This window comes from Desulfobotulus alkaliphilus (genome assembly GCF_007830435.1).
In the GTDB taxonomy this organism is placed as follows: domain Bacteria; phylum Desulfobacterota; class Desulfobacteria; order Desulfobacterales; family ASO4-4; genus Desulfobotulus; species Desulfobotulus alkaliphilus.
In genome coordinates this window covers 47298-61952 of sequence record NZ_VLLC01000013.1, presented here as the reverse complement: position 1 = coordinate 61952, position 14655 = coordinate 47298, and the positions used below count along the sequence as shown (strand labels likewise).

At 50.6% G+C, this 14655-nt stretch carries 30 protein-coding genes; all 30 read right to left on the bottom strand.

Going from position 1 to position 14655, the window contains the following annotated elements; all coding sequences use genetic code 11:
- Positions 1 to 8 precede the first annotated feature (8 nt).
- Positions 9 to 1037, bottom strand: coding sequence for a DNA-directed RNA polymerase subunit alpha (locus LZ24_RS09465; RefSeq protein ID WP_144684874.1), 1029 nt, complete (start codon positions 1035 to 1037; stop codon positions 9 to 11).
- Positions 1038 to 1131: 94 nt separating this feature from the next.
- Entirely contained in the window at positions 1132 to 1758 is a 627-nt protein-coding gene (rpsD, locus tag LZ24_RS09460) for a 30S ribosomal protein S4 (protein ID WP_144684872.1), read from the bottom strand.
- Between the two features lie 77 nt (positions 1759 to 1835).
- The gene (rpsK, locus tag LZ24_RS09455) at positions 1836 to 2228 is read right to left on the bottom strand and encodes a 30S ribosomal protein S11 (protein ID WP_144684870.1); all 393 of its coding nucleotides are present in this window, start codon (positions 2226 to 2228) and stop codon (positions 1836 to 1838) included.
- A gap of 20 nt (positions 2229 to 2248) precedes the next feature.
- Positions 2249 to 2617: a 30S ribosomal protein S13 gene (rpsM, locus tag LZ24_RS09450; RefSeq protein WP_144684868.1), complete on the bottom strand. Its 369-nt coding sequence runs from the start codon at positions 2615 to 2617 to the stop codon at positions 2249 to 2251.
- A gap of 11 nt (positions 2618 to 2628) precedes the next feature.
- Positions 2629 to 2742 (bottom strand): 50S ribosomal protein L36, encoded by a 114-nt coding sequence (gene rpmJ, locus LZ24_RS09445; RefSeq protein WP_144684866.1) that lies wholly within the window; start codon positions 2740 to 2742, stop codon positions 2629 to 2631.
- Between the two features lie 29 nt (positions 2743 to 2771).
- Positions 2772 to 2990, bottom strand: a complete 219-nt coding sequence (gene infA, locus LZ24_RS09440; RefSeq protein WP_139448003.1) for a translation initiation factor IF-1 — start codon at positions 2988 to 2990, stop codon at positions 2772 to 2774.
- Positions 2991 to 3108: 118 nt separating this feature from the next.
- Complete coding sequence (secY, locus tag LZ24_RS09435; RefSeq protein WP_144684864.1) at positions 3109 to 4428, bottom strand: preprotein translocase subunit SecY; 1320 nt, start codon at positions 4426 to 4428, stop codon at positions 3109 to 3111.
- A gap of 7 nt (positions 4429 to 4435) precedes the next feature.
- Entirely contained in the window at positions 4436 to 4876 is a 441-nt protein-coding gene (gene rplO, locus LZ24_RS09430; RefSeq protein ID WP_144684862.1) for a 50S ribosomal protein L15, read from the bottom strand.
- Position 4877: 1 nt separating this feature from the next.
- Positions 4878 to 5060 carry a 50S ribosomal protein L30 gene (rpmD, locus tag LZ24_RS09425; protein WP_144684860.1) on the bottom strand — a complete coding sequence of 61 codons (183 nt, stop codon included), beginning with the start codon at positions 5058 to 5060 and terminating at the stop codon, positions 4878 to 4880.
- Between the two features lie 14 nt (positions 5061 to 5074).
- Entirely contained in the window at positions 5075 to 5572 is a 498-nt protein-coding gene (rpsE, locus tag LZ24_RS09420) for a 30S ribosomal protein S5 (protein WP_144684858.1), read from the bottom strand.
- Between the two features lie 17 nt (positions 5573 to 5589).
- Entirely contained in the window at positions 5590 to 5955 is a 366-nt protein-coding gene (gene rplR, locus LZ24_RS09415; protein ID WP_144684856.1) for a 50S ribosomal protein L18, read from the bottom strand.
- Between the two features lie 68 nt (positions 5956 to 6023).
- Positions 6024 to 6560, bottom strand: a complete 537-nt coding sequence (rplF, locus tag LZ24_RS09410) for a 50S ribosomal protein L6 (RefSeq protein WP_144684854.1) — start codon at positions 6558 to 6560, stop codon at positions 6024 to 6026.
- Between the two features lie 16 nt (positions 6561 to 6576).
- Positions 6577 to 6978 carry a 30S ribosomal protein S8 gene (gene rpsH, locus LZ24_RS09405; RefSeq protein WP_144684852.1) on the bottom strand — a complete coding sequence of 134 codons (402 nt, stop codon included), beginning with the start codon at positions 6976 to 6978 and terminating at the stop codon, positions 6577 to 6579.
- A 47-nt stretch (positions 6979 to 7025) separates the two neighbouring features.
- The gene (locus tag LZ24_RS09400; protein WP_456236629.1) at positions 7026 to 7301 is read right to left on the bottom strand and encodes a type Z 30S ribosomal protein S14; all 276 of its coding nucleotides are present in this window, start codon (positions 7299 to 7301) and stop codon (positions 7026 to 7028) included.
- Complete coding sequence (rplE, locus tag LZ24_RS09395) at positions 7249 to 7788, bottom strand: 50S ribosomal protein L5 (protein ID WP_144684850.1); 540 nt, start codon at positions 7786 to 7788, stop codon at positions 7249 to 7251. The genes LZ24_RS09400 and rplE overlap by 53 nt, the downstream gene beginning before the upstream one ends.
- Positions 7789 to 7827: 39 nt before the next feature.
- Positions 7828 to 8154, bottom strand: coding sequence for a 50S ribosomal protein L24 (rplX, locus tag LZ24_RS09390; RefSeq protein WP_144684848.1), 327 nt, complete (start codon positions 8152 to 8154; stop codon positions 7828 to 7830).
- Positions 8155 to 8185: 31 nt separating this feature from the next.
- A complete protein-coding gene (gene rplN, locus LZ24_RS09385; RefSeq protein WP_144684846.1) occupies positions 8186 to 8554 on the bottom strand; it encodes a 50S ribosomal protein L14 in 369 nt (122 codons plus the stop codon).
- A gap of 17 nt (positions 8555 to 8571) precedes the next feature.
- Positions 8572 to 8829, bottom strand: coding sequence for a 30S ribosomal protein S17 (gene rpsQ, locus LZ24_RS09380; protein ID WP_144684844.1), 258 nt, complete (start codon positions 8827 to 8829; stop codon positions 8572 to 8574).
- On the bottom strand, positions 8829 to 9032 hold the full coding sequence (rpmC, locus tag LZ24_RS09375) for a 50S ribosomal protein L29 (protein WP_144684842.1): 204 nt from the start codon (positions 9030 to 9032) through the stop codon (positions 8829 to 8831). The genes rpsQ and rpmC overlap by 1 nt, the downstream gene beginning before the upstream one ends.
- Positions 9029 to 9445 (bottom strand): 50S ribosomal protein L16, encoded by a 417-nt coding sequence (gene rplP, locus LZ24_RS09370; RefSeq protein WP_144684841.1) that lies wholly within the window; start codon positions 9443 to 9445, stop codon positions 9029 to 9031. The genes rpmC and rplP overlap by 4 nt, the downstream gene beginning before the upstream one ends.
- A gap of 23 nt (positions 9446 to 9468) precedes the next feature.
- Complete coding sequence (gene rpsC, locus LZ24_RS09365; RefSeq protein WP_144684839.1) at positions 9469 to 10125, bottom strand: 30S ribosomal protein S3; 657 nt, start codon at positions 10123 to 10125, stop codon at positions 9469 to 9471.
- Positions 10126 to 10138: 13 nt separating this feature from the next.
- The gene (rplV, locus tag LZ24_RS09360; protein ID WP_139448224.1) at positions 10139 to 10474 is read right to left on the bottom strand and encodes a 50S ribosomal protein L22; all 336 of its coding nucleotides are present in this window, start codon (positions 10472 to 10474) and stop codon (positions 10139 to 10141) included.
- Positions 10475 to 10486: 12 nt separating this feature from the next.
- A complete protein-coding gene (rpsS, locus tag LZ24_RS09355; RefSeq protein WP_144684837.1) occupies positions 10487 to 10768 on the bottom strand; it encodes a 30S ribosomal protein S19 in 282 nt (93 codons plus the stop codon).
- Positions 10769 to 10812: 44 nt separating this feature from the next.
- A complete protein-coding gene (rplB, locus tag LZ24_RS09350; RefSeq protein ID WP_144684835.1) occupies positions 10813 to 11637 on the bottom strand; it encodes a 50S ribosomal protein L2 in 825 nt (274 codons plus the stop codon).
- A gap of 14 nt (positions 11638 to 11651) precedes the next feature.
- On the bottom strand, positions 11652 to 11939 hold the full coding sequence (gene rplW / locus LZ24_RS09345; RefSeq protein ID WP_144684833.1) for a 50S ribosomal protein L23: 288 nt from the start codon (positions 11937 to 11939) through the stop codon (positions 11652 to 11654).
- The gene (gene rplD, locus LZ24_RS09340; RefSeq protein WP_144684831.1) at positions 11936 to 12559 is read right to left on the bottom strand and encodes a 50S ribosomal protein L4; all 624 of its coding nucleotides are present in this window, start codon (positions 12557 to 12559) and stop codon (positions 11936 to 11938) included. Before rplD ends, rplW begins: the two co-directional genes overlap by 4 nt.
- A gap of 52 nt (positions 12560 to 12611) precedes the next feature.
- Positions 12612 to 13244, bottom strand: a complete 633-nt coding sequence (gene rplC / locus LZ24_RS09335; RefSeq protein ID WP_144684829.1) for a 50S ribosomal protein L3 — start codon at positions 13242 to 13244, stop codon at positions 12612 to 12614.
- 15 nt (positions 13245 to 13259) lie between these two features.
- A complete protein-coding gene (gene rpsJ / locus LZ24_RS09330; protein WP_139448042.1) occupies positions 13260 to 13568 on the bottom strand; it encodes a 30S ribosomal protein S10 in 309 nt (102 codons plus the stop codon).
- Between the two features lie 198 nt (positions 13569 to 13766).
- The gene (rpsG, locus tag LZ24_RS09325) at positions 13767 to 14237 is read right to left on the bottom strand and encodes a 30S ribosomal protein S7 (protein ID WP_144684827.1); all 471 of its coding nucleotides are present in this window, start codon (positions 14235 to 14237) and stop codon (positions 13767 to 13769) included.
- 23 nt (positions 14238 to 14260) lie between these two features.
- A complete protein-coding gene (rpsL, locus tag LZ24_RS09320) occupies positions 14261 to 14632 on the bottom strand; it encodes a 30S ribosomal protein S12 (protein WP_144684825.1) in 372 nt (123 codons plus the stop codon).
- Positions 14633 to 14655: the final 23 nt, after the last annotated feature.

Sequence of the window (14655 nt, the reverse complement as noted above, 5' to 3'; positions counted from 1 at the left end):
CCGCTCTCCTACTCGTCGTCTTCCTCAGCCGCATCTTCTTCAAAGGGTACAAACCCCTCAAGCTTCATGCCCAGGGACAATCCCATATCCGTAAGGACTTCCTTGATTTCATTCAAAGATTTGCGACCGAAATTTTTAGTCTTGAGCATCTCATTTTCACTCTTTTGCACCAGCTGCCATATCTTAAGTATTTTTGCATTTTTGAGACAGTTGGCACTCCGGACAGAGAGTTCAAGCTCATCTACATTCCTGTACAGATGCTCATTGAATTCACGGCTGCCACTTTCTTCTTCCTCGACATAGGAAGCTTCCGGTACAACCTCTTCATCAAAGTTAATGAATACGGACAACTGCTCCTTGAGAATTTTTGCCGCATAGGCTACGGCATCTTCGGGAGAAACACTGCGGTCCGTCCAGACCTCCAGGGTCAGCTTATCATAATCCGTCTTTTGCCCAACCCGCGCATTCCCTACGGTATACCGAACCCGCTGTATGGGAGAAAACACAGAATCAATGGCCAGTGTCCCCACAGGCGCATCGGGATCCTTATTGGAAGCTGCAAGGGCAAACCCTTTACCCAGCCTTACCGTCATTTCCATCTGCAGGCGACCACCCGGATTCAGGGTAGCGATATAGTGATCGGGATTCAGAACCGTGATTCTGCCATTATCCGATATAATATCCCCAGCGGTAATGCGTTTTCCCTCAGAGACATCAATGCGTATGGTCTGGGGGTCAGGATCATCAGTTCTCAGACGGACTTCCTTAAGGTTAAAAATAATTTCACTGACATCTTCCAGCACATGGGGAATCGTCGTGAACTCGTGCATCACATCTTCGAACTTAACGGACACAATGGCAGCACCATGGAGGGAAGAAAGAATCGTCCTGCGCAGAGCATTACCAATGGTTGTCCCGAAACCTCGCTCCAGGGGTTCGAATACGAACTTGCCGTATTCTTCTGTTGTCTCCACCTGGATTTTATCGGGCCTGATCATGTCCGTCCAGTTAACATACATAAGTTCGTTCGATGACATATGGCCTTATCTCCAATCGGTTCAGAGGATGCCCGATCCGGTTCGGGAAGCAACAGCCCTACCCGCCCGGTCATGTGACCGAGGATGACGGGGCCTACTTGGAGTACAATTCAACAATGAGCTGCTCCTGAATTGGCAGTGTAATATCTTCACGAACAGGTGCAGATTTTACCGTCCCTTTAAATCCATCCTTATCCAGCTCCAGCCACTGGGGAACACCACGACGCACCACAGCGTCCATGGCATCACTCACCGCCTGAACCTTCCGGCTTTTTTCACGGATTTCAATAACATCACCGGCCTTAACCACATAGGAAGGGATGTTCACCCGGATACCGTTTACTAAAAAATGGTTATGACGGACAAAGTGGCGACCCTGGGTACGGGAATTCACAAAACCCATACGGTAAACCACGTTATCCAGACGGGATTCCAGATGCATCAGAAGATTGATGCCGGTAATTCCCTTTTTCTGTTCTGCCTTGCTGAAGGTCAGACGAAACTGTTTTTCAGAAAGCCCATACAGGCGCTTGACCTTCTGCTTTTCCCGAAGCTGTATCCCATAATCTGAAACCTTGCTCCGACGCTGGCCATGCTGACCAGGAGCATAGGGTCTACGGTCAAAGCTGCATTTGTCCGAAAAGCAGCGATCACCCTTAAGAAATAATTTCATGTTTTCACGTCTGCACATACGACAGACGGAACCGCGGTATCTGGACAAGGTATCCTCCTTCAAACACTCAGCACTACGCTACTATGGATTACCGATGCCCGCCTGTGGACGGACCGGGGCTTCAATTACACCCGGCGACGCTTGGGGGGCCGGCAGCCGTTGTGGGGTACCGGAGTGACATCTTTAATCATGGTCACTGTAAAACCCGTTCCCTGTATGGCACGCAGAGCGGATTCGCGGCCCGATCCGGGGCCTTTTACATAAACTTCCACATTCCGCATGCCGTGTTCCTGGGCTTTTTTGGCAGCATCTTCTGCAGCCATCTGGGCAGCAAAGGGCGTACTTTTTCTTGACCCCTTAAACCCCATAGCTCCGGAAGAAGACCAGGAAACAACGCCACCTGCGGTGTCGGAGATGGTTACAATGGTGTTGTTGAAAGTGGACTGAATATGCACAACACCCGTCGAAATATTCTTTTTAACCTTCTTAGTCTTTTTAGCAGAACGTGCTTTGGCCATAATCTAATCCTGTCTCCTGCTTACTTTTTCTTCTTGATGGCCGCTCTTCTCGGTCCCTTACGCGTCCGCGCATTGGTCCGGGTACGCTGACCATTAACAGGCAGTCCCCTGCGATGCCGCAGGCCCCTGTAACACCCCAGATCCATCAGCCGCTTGACGTTCATGGAAACCTCAGAACGAAGTTCTCCTTCCACCTTGAATTCCCCGTCAATTGCCTTACGGATGCCATTGATTTCATCATCCGTGAGGGCATCAACCCTGGTGGCGCCATCAAGACCCAGACCACCAACAATTCTGGATGCACTGGTTCTGCCGATACCATAAATATACGTTAAAGCGATATCCACACGCTTTTTTCTGGGAAGATCCACACCTGCAATTCGAGCCAAAGTATCCCCCTTTACCCTTGCCGCTGTTTATGCCGCTTGTTTTCACAAATCACACGTACTACGCCCTTGCGCTTCACGACTTTGCATTTTGTGCAAATTTTTTTAACTGAAGCCCTGACTTTCATGGGAAGCTCCTCATTTCTTAAACCGATTCCTACTTGGATCGGTAGGTGATCCGTCCCCGGGTCAAATCATATGGGGACAACTCAACCGTCACCTTATCTCCGGGCAGTATTTTGATAAAATGCATACGCATTTTCCCGGAGATATGCGCCAAAATTTCATGCCCGTTTTCGAGGCGCACGCGAAACATCGCATTCGGCAAGGTTTCAACTACTTCGCCCTGCACCTTGATTGCATCTTCCTTGGCCATTGATCCTCCTGGATACCCAAAAGGGTATCCGTATCATGCAAAGACCCGGAAATATAACACCGCAGGATGCCCGAGTCCATACTTATTTTCCGGCCGCAAAAGGACCGGGAAAAACTGATCATCCGCGTCGTCCCCGAATCCTTCCAGTTTTCTTATTCAAAAACCCTTCGTAGTTCCTCGTCAGCATATGGGATTCCATCTGGGATACCGTATCCAGAGAAACCGCCACAACGATGAGCAAGGCCGTGCCTCCGAAATAAAAAGGCACATTGAACTGGGTAATGAGTATGGAAGGCAGGACGCATACCGCTGACACATAGGTGGCCCCGCTGAGGGTCAGGCGTGTCAGCACCTTATCAATAAAATCCGAAGTCCGTTTGCCGGGTCGTATTCCGGGGATATAACCCCCGTTTTTTCTCATATTCTCTGCAACATCCACGGGATTGAACACAATGGCTGTATAAAAAAAGCAGAAGAAAAAGATAAAAAGAACAAAAATAGCCTCATAAAGGACACCGCCCGGATGCAGGGCATCCATGACTCCCCGCATCATGGGAAGATCAATGAAGCTGGCTATGGTTGCTGGGAACATGATGATGGAAGAAGCAAAAATCGGTGGAATAACCCCTGAAGTATTAACTTTCAAAGGGAGGTGGGATGTCTGACCACCATACATTTTATTACCAACTACACGTTTGGCATAATGTACGGGGATACGGCGTTGCCCCTGTTCCACAAAAACGATAAATGCGACAACTGAAATCATCATGACCACAAGGAACACCACCAGAAAAATACCCATCTCACCGGTTTTAAGAAGGCGGAAGGTATTTCCCATGGCAGAGGGCAGCCCTGCAACAATACCTGCAAAAATTACCAAAGAAATTCCGTTTCCAACACCCCTTTCGGTGACCTGCTCACCCAGCCACATGATAAATGCGGTCCCGGATGTCAGGGTAATCACCGTCATGATACGGAAGCCCCAGCCTGGATCCATGACAACGGCTCCACCACCCGGAGCCATCATGCTTTCAAGGCCGATACTGATACCAAGCCCTTGGATAACACTGAGGACGATCGTACCGTAGCGGGTATACTGGGTAATCTTGCGACGCCCCTGCTCACCTTCTTTCTTAAGACGCTCCAGGTGGGGAACGGCTACAGTAAGAAGCTGAATGATGATGGAAGCACTGATGTAGGGCATGATTCCGAGGGCAAAGACCGACAGTTGTTCCAAGGCCCCACCGGAAAACATGTCAAACATGGCAAAAAGGGTTCCCTGGGTCCGGGCAAAAATAGCCCCCAGAGCCTCCCTGTCAATGCCAGGGGTAGGCACATGAACCCCGATACGGTAAACCACCAGCATCATCAGGGTAAACAATACCCGCCGTTTTAACTCTGGTACCCTGAAAATATTCTGAAAGCCACTACCCACCATAAGTCATTTACCCTTCGACTTTGCCACCGGCTGCTTCAATTTTTGCTTTGGCAGCCTGGCTGATCCGGGATACCTGTACGGTCAGAGGTACGGAGACGTCTCCCTTTGCAAGGAGCTTGACACCATCTTTTACCTGCCTGACCACACCTGCCTGAAGAAGTGTTGCCTCGTCCACAAGGGCGTTGGCTTCAAATCTGGACAGGTCCGAAAGATTGACAACGGCAAACTGCGTTTTAAAAATACTCGTAAAGCCGCGCTTGGGAAGGCGACGGTGCAAGGGCATCTGCCCGCCTTCAAAGCCGGCACGGACTTTACCGCCAGAGCGGGAATTCTGTCCGTTGTAACCACGGCCAGCAGTCGTACCATTCCCGGAAGCAACACCGCGCCCTTTGCGCTTGCGTTTACGGGTCGAGCCCTCTGCCGGAGAAAGTTCATAGAGTTTAACCATCTTACACCTCCTCCACTTTCACCATATGGGCAACTTTGGTAATCATACCCTGTATGGCAGGATTGGCGTCAAGGGTTACCATTTTATGCATCCTGGTCAGCCCCAGCGCCCGCAGCACTTTCCGCTGCTTTTCCGGTTTACCCACCATACTCCTTACCAACTGAATATTGAGCTTGGTTCCCATTACGATTTTCCCCTTTACAGATCTTCGATCCGCAGACCGCGCCGTCTGGCAATCTGGGCCGGGCTTTCCAGTCTGCTCAGCCCCTCAATGGTTGCTTTGACCATGTTGTGGGGGTTGTTGGACCCAAGGCATTTCGTCAGAATATCCTTGACACCGACAGCCTCAAGTACGGCACGCACAGCACCGCCGGCAATCAGCCCGGTACCCTGGGAAGCTGGCTTGAGCAATACCTTGCCAGCACCAAATCTGCCAGTAACTTCAAATGGAAGCGAACCTTCCGCCGTCAGGGGAATTTTTACCATATTCTTCTTGGCCTGCTCCACGCCCTTACGGATGGCTTCAGGAACTTCCCCAGCCTTACCAAGGCCCCAACCCACCTTACCTTCACCGTCACCAACAACGACAATGGCACTGAAACTGAACCGACGACCGCCCTTGACCACCTTGGCAACGCGGTTGATGTACACAACCTTGTCGATGTACTGTTTTTCACCCGTGTCTTTTTTAAACAAGGCACAGCCTCCTTACCTTAAAATTCCAGGCCCGCTTCTCTGGCACCGTCGGCCACGGCTTTAACCCGGCCATGATAAATAAACCCATTGCGGTCAAAAACCACCTGGGTCACGCCACCGGCCACGGCACGCTCTGCCAGCTTCTTACCGATTACCTTGGCCCGGTCCAGCTTGGCCTTGGCTTCGTCGGTATCCAGAATGTCTTTTTCAACACTGGATGCAGAAAACAGAGTACGCCCTTCAATATCATCAATGACCTGAGCATAAATATGCCTGGCACTTCTGAAAACACACAGTCTCGGGCGCGCGGCAGTTCCCCGTATTTTTTTACGGATACGGATCTTTCTTTTCAGCCGCGTCACTTTTTTGGAATTGCAGCTCATTCCCTTAAATCCTCTTTGGTTTCGAAACGTCCCACTATGGCCCCTTTGGGCCTGGGCCCGATCCTTTTTTACTTGGCGGCCTTACCAGCCTTACGAATAATATGTTCATCCGCATACTTGATGCCCTTACCCTTATAGGGTTCAGGAGGACGAACGGACCGGATCTCCGCAGCGACCTGTCCAACTTTCTGCTTGTCAACACCGGATATCGTAATATCATTGTTCTTTGCCACATCCAGGCTGATTCCTTCGGGAACAGGATAGTCCACGGGATTGGAGTAGCCCACATGCAGGGTAAGAACATCCGTTTTAAGCTCGGCTCTGTAACCAATACCATTGATTTGAAGAACCTTTTTAAAGCCTTCACTAACACCGGTAACCATATTGGCCACAAGTGCCCGGGTCATGCCCTGGAAGGCAACGGCCTGCCTGTCTTCCGTCAGCGGTTTTACATGCATGACATTTTCAAGTACCTCAAGATCCACAGACGGATGAATTTCACGCTGCAGCTTACCCAGAGGACCATCAACGCTCAGCACACGATCTGCATAACGAACAGTCACCTTGGCCGGAACCTGGATCGGTTTTTTTCCAATTCTTGACATGATCTCTCCTCGACTCCTACCAGACGTTGCAGAGCACTTCTCCACCGACATTCTCAGTCTTGGCCTGCTTGTCGGTGAGAATTCCCTTGGAGGTGGAAAGAATCGCTATGCCAAGTCCATTAAGAACGGGCTTTATCTCACCAGTCTTTGCATAGGTCCGACAACTGGGCTTGCTCACGCGGTCAATGCCATAAATCACATGCTTCTGGCCATCTGTATATTTCAGATAGACCCGAAGAATGCCCTGTTTGCCATCATCAACTTTTTTAAAATTTTTGACGTAACCCTGCTCCTTGAGAACCCTTGCGAGTTCCAGCTTGATTTTAGAGCTGGGCATATCCACACTGGCGAATTTTGCTTTCCCGCCATTTCTTATACGGGTCAGCATATCCGCGATGGGATCTATGATTGCTGCCATTTATTTCTCTCCATTATCGTCCCTTGATTCCATTCCAGATCCCGCTTTTACCAGCTGGACTTGGTTACCCCGGGCAACAGACCTTCGGATGCCATCTTTCTGAAACAGATACGGCACAGACCAAACTTCCGAAGAAAGGCTCTGGGGCGGCCACAAACAGGACAGCGGTTATACGCGCGCACCTGGAATTTGGGCTTACGATTTGCTTTTGCGATCAAAGATTTCTTGGCCACTTTTTTCCTCCTAAATTCCCTTCCGAAAATTATTTTATCAGTTCCGGAAAGGCATCCCCATGAGCCGGAGCAACTCCTTGGCTTCCGCATTGGTTTTAGCGGATGTCACAATGCAGACATTAAGCCCCTTGACCTTATCAATCTTATCATAGTCAATCTCAGGGAAAATGATCTGCTCCCGAATACCAAGGGTATAGTTGCCGTTACCATCAAAGGCTTTACCCGAAACCCCTTTAAAATCCCGAACACGGGGCAAAGCAGCATTGAGCAGACGTGTCAGAAAATCATACATCCGCTGCTGGCGAAGGGTTACCGTGCAGCCAATGGGCATTCCCTCACGAAGCTTAAAAGCGGCTATGGACTTCTTTGCCCGCGTTATCACAGGCTTCTGACCGGCAATCTTACCCAGTTCATCGGCAGCAGCATCCAGGATTTTGCTGTTATGGATAGCCTCACCAAGACCCATGTTCAGGACGACTTTTTCAATGCGGGGAACCTGCATGGGATTCCTGTACTGAAAAGTTTCCATGAGCTGGGGAACAACTTCCCCCTCATACTTACTCTTTAAATACGACATTCGATCCTCCGGCACGATCCTGAACCACCCGCCCGGTCATTAAGCGTCAATGTTTTCATTGCATTTTCTGCACACACGCACTTTTTTTCCGTTTTCCAGTTCCTGCATCCGGATGCGTGACGCCTTCATGCAGTGATTGCACATCAGCATGACATTGGACAGATGAATCGGGGCCTCCTGTTCGATGATCCCGCCCTGCCGGTTTTTCATATCCGGCTTCACATGGCGTTTCACCTTATTGATGTTCTCAACAATCACCCGGTTATCTTTGCGGATCACCTTGAGAACCTTGCCGATCTTTCCTTCATCCTTACCGGCAATAACCTTGACCTTGTCTTCTTTTTTTATATTCGTTTTTACCGTCATCACGTACTCGATTCTCCTTGTGGCCTGCCGGTTAGAGGACCTCGGGCGCCAGGGAGACAATCTTCATAAAACGCTTTGCACGCAACTCCCGTGCAACAGGTCCGAAGATACGGGTGCCGATGGGTTCTCTGTTGTTGTTAATCAAGACAGCGGAATTGTCATCAAAGCGGATTTTGGAACCATCCGGACGTGCAATCTCCTTGGATGTTCTTACAATCACAGCTTTCTGCACATCCCCTTTTTTCACTTTGGAATTGGGGATCGCTTCTTTGACAGACACCACAATAACGTCACCGATGCCGGCGTAACGCCGCTTAGAGCCTCCCAGAACCTTGATGCAATAAACTTCCTTGGCTCCGGAATTATCTGCCACCGTAAGTCTGCTTTCAGCCTGAATCATGGCGATCTTTCCTTATATCAAGCCGTTTTTTCAACGATTTTACTGACACGCCAGTGTTTGCTTTTGCTTAAGGGACGGCTTTCCGTGATAATTACACGATCCCCTATCTTACAGGCGTTTTCCTCGTCATGGGCCGCATACTTCTTATGCGTTTTCACATACTTTTTGTACAGCTTGTGCTTGATCACCCGCTCTACCCGGACAACAACGGTTTTATCCATTTTATCCGAAACAACGGTTGCAAGCTGCTGTCGTCTCATTCCACGCTCATTCATTACGCATCCTGCCCCTTGGATTTCCGTTGCTGGATCACTGTCATGACACGGGCCACCTTCTTTTTAATCAGTTTAAGGGAGGCTGTGTTATCGAGCTGTGCCGTCGCATGACGGAAACGCAGGTTCATATGCTCCTGCCTGAAATCCTTCAATCTGGCTTCAAGCTCGTTCGTGTCAAGCGATCTCAATTCATTTGCTTTCATTGCCAATCGCCTCTTTCTACGAACCGGGTTTTTACCGGAAGTTTGTAGGAAGCCAGGCGCAAGGCCTCCATGGCCTTCTCCCGGGGTACACCTTCCATCTCATAAAGAATTCGTCCGGGTTTGATCACGGCCACCCAACTGTCATGGGGGCCTTTCCCCTTACCCATACGAACCTCTGCAGGTTTTTTGGTAATGGGTTTGTCCGGAAAAATCCGAATCCACATTTTACCGCCACGCCGGACATGGCGAGTCATGGCAATACGCGCAGACTCAATCTGACGGGAGTTGATATAGCCACACTCAAGGGCCTGAAGACCAAACTCACCAAAACTCAAAGTAGCCCCGCGCTGGGCTGAACCCTTCATTCTGCCACGCTGCTGTTTCCGGAACTTAAATCTCTTGGGACTCAGCATCTCTCATAAACTCCTGAAGCGACCTACCGGGCGGCAGCCGCCTGAACTTTGTCCTTGCTCAGAACTTCGCCTTTAAAGATAAAAACCTTCACACCAATCTGTCCGTAGGTCGTCTTGGCTTCGGCGAAACCGTAGTCAATGTCCGCCCGGAGGGTATGCAGAGGAATACGTCCCTCTTTGTACCACTCTGTCCGGGCCATTTCCGCACCACCAAGACGGCCGGAGCAGATAACCTTCACGCCTTCTGCACCAAAACGCATGGCTGAAGAAACTCCCCTTTTCATGGCACGGCGGAAAGCCACACGACGCTCCAGCTGCTGCGCCACGTTTTCAGCCACCAGCTGAGCATCCAGCTCGGGCTTGCGCACTTCCTGAATATCAATCATTACTTCCTGGGAAACAACCTTGGTCAGCTCCTGTTTCAGCTGGGCAATTTCTGCTCCCTTTTTCCCGATAACAATACCGGGGCGTGCCGTAAAAATCCGAAGACGCACACGCTTATTGGATCGTTCAATTTCAACTTTTGCTACGCCCGCATGACCCAGACGTTTTTTCAGAAACCTGCGGATTTTGAAATCCTCATAGATGAAGTCCGCATAGTTCTTCTTGGCATACCAACGGGAATCCCAGGTTCTAATGATTCCCAATCTCAGTCCTGTCGGATTAACTTTCTGACCCAACCTCTCCTCCTTCCTAGGCCGTCTTCTCGGCAACGATGACCGTGATATGGCTGGTCCGTTTCAGAATCCGGGAACCCCTTCCGCGGGCACGGGGGCGGAATCTTTTGAGGGATGGTCCCTGGTCTACAAAAATATTTTTTATAAAAAGGGAGTCGACGTCGATTTCCTGCTGATCCGCATTGGCAACAGCAGACTTGAGCGTTTTCCCCAAGATCCCAGCAGCTTTCTGGGGCATAAACTGCAGCACATTGATCCCCGCATCCACCGGCTTGCCCTTCACGGCATCGATGATCATGCGTACTTTCTGGGGAGAGATGCGTACATATCGGGTAACTGCCTTAACCTCCATCTCCGTCATCCTTTACTTCTTCATTTTGGATTTTTTATCCGCAGCATGACCATAGTATGTCCGCGTTGGAGAGAATTCACCCAACTTGTGCCCTACCATGTTCTCGGAAACAAAAACCGGGATGAATTTCTTGCCGTTATGGACAGCCAGTGTCAGGCCGACCATTTCGGGAAGAATAGTAGAGCGCCTGGACCAGGTTTTAATTACCTTATTATTTCTGGTTTCCTGCGCAGCAACAATTTTCTTAAAAAGACTCTGGTCCACATATGGACCCTTTTTCAGCGACCGAGGCATGAAAAAAATCTCCCTGTGCACCGGTTCATACCGGTGTTAGACGGTTATTTGGAGCGCCGTCGTACAATGTACTTGTCGGTGGCTTTATTTTTCCTGGTTCTGTAGCCCTTGGTGGGTTTGCCCCAGGGAGTACAGGGATGACGTCCACCGGAAGAACGGCCTTCACCACCACCCATGGGATGATCCACAGGGTTCATGGCCACACCACGCACACTGGGACGAACACCCATCCAGCGCTTACGACCGGCTTTACCCAAAGAAAGGTTGGCATGTTCCTTGTTGCCCAGCTCACCGATGGTGGCTTTGCAGCGGAGGAGAATCATGCGGACCTCACCCGAGGGAAGCTTAACCAGCGCATATCCGTCTTCCTTGGCCATAAGCTGGGCAGAAGCACCGGCAGAGCGGACAATCTGTCCACCTTTACCGATTTTCAGCTCAATATTATGGATCTGGGTACCCAGAGGGATATTGGCCAGAGGCAGGGTGTTGCCGGGACGGATATCTGCCGTTTCTCCGGACTGTACCGTATCTCCGACTTTCAGGTTAAACGGAGCCAGTATATAACGTTTTTCACCATCTGCATAGTGCAGGAGTGCAATACGTGCCGTACGGTTGGGATCATACTCGATGGCCGCTACCTTGGCCGGAATATTTTCCTTGTCCCGCTTGAAATCCACAATACGATAATGACGTCTGTGTCCACCACCCCGGTGCCGGCAGGTTATACGTCCATTGACGTTCCGGCCACCGCTCTTTTTAAGGGGGCGCAGCAGACTTTTTTCAGGCGTGGTTTTTGTAATCTCGTCAAACGCAGAATACTCCTGTGCTCTGCGACCCGCCGATGTAGGCTTTACTTTCTTGATTGCCATTGGATGCCCTCTGCTTATACGCCGTCAAAAAATTCGATTTTCTCCCCAGGCATTAACGTGGCAACCGCTTTTTTCCAATCTTTCCGCTTGCCGATAATTCTGCCCCGCTGCTTCACCTTTCCTTTTACATTCTGGGTGTGTACGGACAGAATTTTAACGTTAAAAACCGCTTCGATAGCTTTTTTCACTTCGATCCGGTTTGCCTTTGGAGCCACCTCGAAGGTAACCTTATTGCCTTCTTCGAGAAGGATATTGGTTTTTTCCGTGTTCAGGGGACGAATAAGAATATCATGGTAGTTCATGATGCAAACCTCCCTTCAATACTCTGAACCGAAGACGGCACAAGCAGGAGATCATCGTAGCGGAGAATATCATAAACATTGAGCCCTTCTGCTTTCAGCACCTTGACACCGGGAATATTCCGGGCGGAAAGCTCAAGATTCCGATTTTCCTCACCGATGACAATGAGCGTTTTCCGGGTATTCAGAACCTGCATGATACCAACGAAATTTTTTGTCTTGATTCCGTCGAGATTCAGGTCTTCAAGCACCTTGATATTCTCATTTTTCAGCTTGCTGCTCAGCGCCATTTTCAACGCCAGCTGCCGAACCTTCTTGGGAAGACTGTACGCATAGGAACGGGGGTGGGGTCCGAACACAACCCCGCCGCCCCTCAAGAGTGGAGACTTGATATCTCCGCGCCGCGCACGGCCGGTTCCTTTCTGACGGAACAGTTTCCGGGTAGAACCCTTGATATCGGACCGGTTTTTTACACACGCAGTCCCTGCCCGCCTTTTAGCCAGCTGCATCTTGACAACCTCATGCAGCACAGCAGGCTTCACTTCCACATTAAAGACGCTGTCTGAAAGCTCCATCTGGGAAACTTTCTCGCCTTCTTTATTCAAAACATCAACGACAGCCATGGTGTTTCCTCATCATATCCAAACGCCGCAGTCCCGGCGCACCGGACGGAAGCTATTTCTGGTATTTCCGCTTCTTGATCTCGAGGATTCCGGTTTTATGACCGGGGACTGCGCCCTTGATCAGGAGGAGATTTTCCTCGGGGCGGATATCTACTATCTGAAGGTTTCTGACCGTTTTGCGATCCACACCCATATGGCCGGGCATTTTCTTGCCCTTTACAATACGGGAAGGCCATGCAGAACACCCCACAGAGCCGGGAGCACGAACGTTGTGGGAACCGTGGGTGACTGGCCCGCGGTGATAACCATGACGTTTGATGGTACCGGCAAATCCCTTACCCTGGGTGGTTCCGACCACGTCCACAAGATCTCCGACCTTGAAGAGATCCACGGTCACTTCCTGCCCCAGCGTGAACTGGGAAGGATCTTCCACCGCAAACTCCTTTACCACGGAAAAACACGGCACTCCGGCCTTGGCAAAGTGGCCCTTCATGGGCTTGTTTACACGCTGTTCTTTTTTCGGACCAAAGGCTACCTGCAACGCATTGTAGCCATCGGTTTCAACTGTCTTAATCTGGGTAACAACACAGGGACCGGCCTGGACGACGGTAACGGGAATACTGTTCCCATCCTGGTTAAAGATCCTTGTCATCCCCAGCTTTTTTGCGATCAGTCCTTTGCACATGATCAAAGCTTCCTCTTACAGTTTGATCTCCACGTCTACACCGGGAGACAGGTCCAACTTCATCAAGGCATCGACCGTCTGCTGGGTCGGCTCCAGAATGTCAAGCATACGCTTGTGCGTCCGGATTTCAAACTGCTCCCGGGACTTTTTATTGACATGGGGAGACCGGAGAACACAAAACTTGTTTATGCTCGTCGGAAGCGGAATCGGACCGACTATCTTGGCACCGGTCTTTTTGGCGGTATCCACGATATCCAGCGCAGACTGATCCAGCAGCTTGTGATCGTAGGCCCGCAGCCTGATTCTGATTTTCGCGTTCATCATAGTATCAAATTTTCCATTCGTTTCTCTGTTAGCCTCATACCGACACCTTCACGACAGCTCCACCTGCTTCTTTTCCTGATACAATCTCCGGAGCCTGCCAGGGCGGCTATGCCTGCGGATTGAATTCTTATCTTTCTCGCCGGTCTGTTATGTCCTGATTCTTTCCAGAATCCCGGCTTTTCCGCTTAAGACCGTCGGCTACCAACGATAATGGGCAAATGCCTTGTTGGCTTCAGCCATACGATGGGTATCTTCACGCTTCTTAACGGAAGCCCCCCGCTTGTTGGCAGCATCGAGAAACTCCGCCGCCAGCCTGCTGGCCATGGTCTTTTCACCCCGGGCACGGGCATAAGTGATCAGCCATCGAATGGCAAGGGCCGTGCGTCTTTTGGGCCTTACATCCGTAGGCACCTGATAGGAGGCACCACCCACGCGCCGGGACTTTACCTCCAGCAGGGGCTTGACATTCTCCAGAGCCTTTTCAAAGGTTTCAAGCGGAGCTTCTCCGGTTTTTTCGGCCAGAATATCAAAGGCATCATAGAGGATGGATTCAGCCGTACTTTTCTTTCCATCCCGCATCAGCTTGTTAATGAACTGACTCATAAGGACGCTTCCATACTTTGCGTCCGGGATCATTTTCCGCTCCGGAACTTCTCTTCTTCTGGGCATTCCCTATACTCTCTCTTTTCTCATCACTTGGGTTTCTTAGCACCGTAAAGGGACCGGCTCTTCTTCCGATCCGCAACACCCAGGGTGTCCAGTGCCCCACGAACGATGGAATAGCGCACACCCGGAAGGTCCTTTACACGGCCACCTGCCACAAGCACAACGGAGTGTTCCTGAAGGTTGTGACCAATACCCGGGATATAGGCTGTTACCTCAACCCCTGTGGTCAACCGGACCCTGGCCACCTTACGAAGGGCCGAGTTCGGCTTCTTCGGTGTTGTGGTGTAGACGCGGGTACATACCCCCCGCTTCTGCGGCCCCCCCTTCAGCGCCGGCGTACTGATCTTGCTGACCATACGCTTGCGCCCTTTCCGGACGAGCTGGTTAATGGTTGGCATCTTTTTCTTATCTCCTTTCCAAT